General features: G+C 44.1%; 5 protein-coding genes and 1 pseudogene. 4 read left to right on the top strand and 2 right to left on the bottom strand.

Annotated features, from left to right (window positions below):
- Positions 1 to 63: 63 nt before the first annotated feature.
- From ACFPYJ_RS08035 to ACFPYJ_RS08020, 4 genes are all read left to right on the top strand, one after another.
- The gene (locus ACFPYJ_RS08035; protein WP_379187580.1) at positions 64 to 1,356 is read left to right on the top strand and encodes an arsenic transporter; all 1,293 of its coding nucleotides are present in this window, start codon (positions 64 to 66) and stop codon (positions 1,354 to 1,356) included.
- 49 nt (positions 1,357 to 1,405) lie between these two features.
- Positions 1,406 to 1,828, top strand: a complete 423-nt coding sequence (gene arsC / locus ACFPYJ_RS08030; RefSeq protein ID WP_379187579.1) for an arsenate reductase (thioredoxin) — start codon at positions 1,406 to 1,408, stop codon at positions 1,826 to 1,828.
- A gap of 2 nt (positions 1,829 to 1,830) precedes the next feature.
- Complete coding sequence (locus ACFPYJ_RS08025) at positions 1,831 to 2,310, top strand: ArsI/CadI family heavy metal resistance metalloenzyme (protein ID WP_379187577.1); 480 nt, start codon at positions 1,831 to 1,833, stop codon at positions 2,308 to 2,310.
- Positions 2,311 to 2,371: 61 nt separating this feature from the next.
- Positions 2,372 to 2,809 carry a protein-tyrosine phosphatase family protein gene (locus ACFPYJ_RS08020; RefSeq protein WP_379187576.1) on the top strand — a complete coding sequence of 146 codons (438 nt, stop codon included), beginning with the start codon at positions 2,372 to 2,374 and terminating at the stop codon, positions 2,807 to 2,809.
- Positions 2,810 to 2,979: 170 nt separating this feature from the next.
- Here ACFPYJ_RS08020 and ACFPYJ_RS08015 read toward each other — a convergent pair whose 3' ends face one another.
- Positions 2,980 to 3,276, bottom strand: a complete 297-nt coding sequence (locus ACFPYJ_RS08015; protein WP_379187575.1) for a PleD family two-component system response regulator — start codon at positions 3,274 to 3,276, stop codon at positions 2,980 to 2,982.
- 161 nt (positions 3,277 to 3,437) lie between these two features.
- A pseudogene (locus tag ACFPYJ_RS08010) lies at positions 3,438 to 4,322 on the bottom strand (reverse transcriptase domain-containing protein); the annotation flags it as partial.

Below are 4,322 nucleotides of genomic sequence, written 5' to 3'. Positions count from 1 at the left end.
TGAAAAATCAACTCGAAGCAGCTCTTACGGAAAGCTGTAATTAATTATTTATTAGGAGGATTTATGCTTGTTGTCGCGTCCCTTATTTTCTTAGTCACTTTAGTTTTTGTTATTTGGCAGCCAAAAAGATTAAATATCGGTTGGTCCGCAAGCGGCGGAGCCGTTTTAGCTTTAATTGCCGGAGTCGTTAGTTTTACGGATGTATGGGATGTCACCCTAATTGTATGGAATGCAACACTCGCCTTTGTCGCGGTCATCTTAATATCGCTTATCTTAGATGAAATCGGTTTTTTCGAATGGGCCGCTTTGCACATGGCACGTTTTGCTAGAGGAAATGGTACATTGATGTTCGTCTATGTCATCTTGTTAGGCGCTGCTGTGGCTGCTTTCTTTGCTAATGATGGCGCAGCGCTCATCTTAACGCCAATCGTTCTTGCGATGGTTAGAGCCTTGAAATTTGACGAGCGAATGATTCTTCCTTTTGTCATCGCCAGCGGTTTTATTTCGGATACGGCCTCTCTTCCACTTGTCGTAAGCAATCTCGTCAACATTGTTTCTTCCGACTTCTTTGATATCGGGTTTGTTGAATATGCCAGCCGGATGGTTGTTCCCACTTTCTTCTCGGTAGGTGCAAGTCTGCTAGTGCTCTTTCTATTCTTCAGACGCAGTATTCCCAAGCAGTATGACTTGACCCAGTTAAAAGCGCCTAAAGACGCGATAAAAGATCCTTATCTGTTTAAAATTTCGTGGATCATCCTTTCGGTTCTATTGGTCGCTTATTTGACCAGCGAATACATCAAGGTTCCTGTATCGATCATAGCTGGTATAGCAGCCATTGCTTTCATCATCATTGCTAGACGTAGCCCTGAGATCCACACAGGAAAAATCGTAAAAGAAGCCCCTTGGGCGGTTGTTGTCTTCTCCATCGGGATGTATGTCGTCGTTTATGGGCTTCGGAATGTGGGACTCACCGACGAACTCGGAAAAGTCTTTCAGTGGGTTGGCGATCAAGGCTTGTTCGCTGCCACAATCGGTGCCGGGTTTATCGCAGCAATCCTTTCATCCATCATGAATAACATGCCAACGGTTATGATCGATGCCCTCGCTATTCATGGCACGAACCCAACTGGTGCACTGCGTGAAGCTTTCGTATATGCCAATGTGATCGGCTCTGATCTTGGACCTAAGATAACCCCGATTGGCTCTTTGGCCACCCTGCTCTGGCTGCACGTCCTCTCCCGTAAAGGCGTGAAGATCACGTGGGGGGCTTACTTCAAAACCGGTATTGTACTGACGATACCCGTCTTGTTTATTACGCTTACGGGTCTTTATTTATGGCTCAAAGTCATTAGTTAATCTAACTCTCAACCTAAACTAAACCTTATCCAAAAGGAGATCACCAAACATGGAAAAGAAACTCATTTACTTCTTGTGTACCGGTAATTCTTGCCGCAGTCAAATCGCAGACGGATTCATGAACGCGCTTGGCGGAGATCGTTACGAGGTGAAAAGCGCAGGTTTAGAAGCGCATGGCCTTAATCCCCGCGCCGTCCAAGTCATGCAAGAAGCTGGCGTGGATATTTCAAACCATTCGTCTAATGTGATTGATCCTGAGACTCTAAATCGTGCAACTTATGTAATCACTTTATGCGGACATGCCGACGAGCATTGCCCTGTTATCTCCAATCCAAATGTGATCAAATGGCACTGGGGCTTTGAAGATCCAGCCAAAGCTACGGGTACCGAAGAAGAAATCATGACTCAATTCCGCACTGTTAGAGATGCGATTAAAGCTCGTATAGAAGCATTCTTAAAGGATGGCGAGTAATAATGGCAGCTATTAAACGCATGCACGTTGCGGTAAACTGCTCGGATCTTGAGAAGTCACTGGCATTTTACCGCAGCTTCTTTAACGCTGAACCGACGAAAGTAAAGGACAATTACGCGAAGTTTGAACTAGATAGCCCTGCTTTACACTTCTCGTTAAATGTACGTCCTTTCGAGAAGAATGGCGTCCTCAACCATCTTGGCTTTCAAGTAGACAACACCGAAGAGGTTCTTGCCATGGGCGAACGTTTGCGTCAAGCTGATCTGCTGCTTATTGATGAAATGAACACGACCTGCTGTTATGCTGTTCAAGATAAAGTTTGGGTTTACGATCCGGATGGCAATGCGTGGGAGATCTTTTATACCAAGGAAGATTCCGAATTCGAATCTGCTGGTGAAACCAAAGATCTTTCCCTGTGCTGCGCTCCGCCATCTGCACCGGTATCGGTTCCATTCACATCCTTCAAAAAAACTATTTTATAAACCTTGATTTTACTGATGAAACAGTTTTTGCTATGCAATAACTTAAAGGAGATCAAACTCGATGTCTAAAAATTATCATGCCCTTGTTGGCGATCAAATTTATATGGGCGGAGCTGCCGACGTTCAAGATATGATATCAGAAGCGAAGTGTGAAGTTATCGTTGATTTACGCGAAGAATCATCTTCCGCAAGCGGCGAATCAGATAATCAGGTAACGAAGATTCAAGTTCCCATCGGAGATAATTCCGAAACGCCACAAGCCGAATTGTTCGAGCAAGCGATTAAACATGTCACTGATGCTTACAAGAGTGGTAAAAAGGTTGGATTTCATTGCGGTGGCGGTAAAGGAAGAACCGGTGCCGTTGCAATTGGGACTTTACTTGAGCTCGGATTAGCTCAAACGATCGAAGAAGCAGAGCTGAAGGCTAAGAGTATCCGTCCGATCATTAGTATTCGAGAGCCTCAACGAGAGGCTTTGGAGAAATTATATATTAAGTAATATTATTATGTGCCAAAAAACAAAAGGGTTAGCCGTTAAATGTGGCTAACCCTTTATTTTGATTTTTATGTGCTTGATTTGCTTCTTTACAGTCTCAACGGATTTAAAGAGATGCTTCGCTATTTCGGTTCTGTTCAAGCCCTTCTCTTTCAGGTCATAAACCTCTCTCTCTATAGAATTTTGATCAGCCGTCGTTCCTTCTTTAATTCAGAAATCAATACATGGGATGCGTCTGGATGAATACCTGCATTATCGTTAAATGCTTCTCGTACTGCTTTGGGGAAGGAAGTCCTCATAATATAATTAATAGCCCCTTTATCAAAGGCATCCATCAAGATAATATCCTTGTCATTTAAGGCCGTTAACATAATAATATTGGAGAACCCCAGCTGTTTAAGTTCTAAGGCTGTATCCAGCCCATCACAATTATTGGGACTCAACATTACATCGACTAAGGCTACATCCACGTTTTACCACAGACCCTTTTGTTTGGGCTATTCTTCCAGTTAGCTCAACATCCATCAGGACATCTTTATATAACCGCTTATTTTGTGAAGAATCGAGTAGGAGGGGGCGGCTAGCCCCCGTCCTCTCACACCACCGTACATACCGTTCGGTATACGGCGGTTCATGAAATATTCCGTAACGAGTTATATCTGTCCGCTAAGCTCTTCAATCCATGGGATTCCCAATAGCGATTATTGAGTGCCCTGCTCAATATTGGACTTCCTGCAATTCGCCAGTGCCCTTTTCGGGTATTTCCCCATTCAAAGGCTTTATCCTTAGGCATGCCTAAGGAGATAAGCCGTTTGACTTTGGTTTTCGTTCTTCCATTGCTTCCAAAGACACATTCTTAGCCTTCTTCGAATCCATTTGTCCATATTCAGAAAGACACTTGGCGTGTCCGCCAGCGAGAAGTATCCGCACCAACCAATTAAGTATTGGTTCAGCTCTTTGATTCGCTCTTTCATCTTCATCGCCCTTCTTCGAGAGGTTATCTCCCGAATCCTGGTCTCTGCTTTCTGTAGGGATTGTTTTGCAATCCTTATCTTAAGCAGCCCTTTTCTCATACTAAAACTAAATCCTAGAAACTTTCGCTTCCATGGATGATCTACCGCGCTCTTCGCTTGGTTTACTTTTAGCTTTAGTCTTCTCTTGATGAATTGGGTAACGGATGCCTTGACTCGTTCGCCTGCTCTTTGGGTTTTCACGTAGATGTTACAATCGTCCGCATAGCGGACGAAGCGGTGTCCACGTTTCTCCAATTCTTTGTCCAACTCATCGAGTACGATATTGGATAATAACGGACTAAGAGGTCCGCCTTGTGGCGCCCCTTCATTCGTCGGTTTAACCAAACCGTTCTCCATCACGCCCGATTGCAGGTATTTACGGATAAGCAGGAGAACTTTCTTATCCTTCACTTTCTCCGAAATCTTCAACATGAGGCGATCATGGTTAACACGGTCAAAGAATTTCTCCAAATCCAGATCGACAACGAATCCATATCCTTCTT

This window comes from Paenibacillus solisilvae, assembly GCF_042656405.1.
Classification (GTDB): domain Bacteria; phylum Bacillota; class Bacilli; order Paenibacillales; family Paenibacillaceae; genus Paenibacillus_Z; species Paenibacillus_Z solisilvae.
The sequence above is the reverse complement of the archived record's forward strand: the minus strand, read 5'-3'. Positions and strand labels throughout refer to the sequence as shown.

Coding starts and splice junctions, on each gene's coding strand:
- ACFPYJ_RS08035 (WP_379187580.1), top strand. CDS start 64: ATGCTTGTTGTCGCGTCCCTTATTTTCTTAGTCACTTTAGTTTTTGTT.
- arsC (WP_379187579.1), top strand. CDS start 1,406: ATGGAAAAGAAACTCATTTACTTCTTGTGTACCGGTAATTCTTGCCGC.
- ACFPYJ_RS08025 (WP_379187577.1), top strand. CDS start 1,831: ATGGCAGCTATTAAACGCATGCACGTTGCGGTAAACTGCTCGGATCTT.
- ACFPYJ_RS08020 (WP_379187576.1), top strand. CDS start 2,372: ATGTCTAAAAATTATCATGCCCTTGTTGGCGATCAAATTTATATGGGC.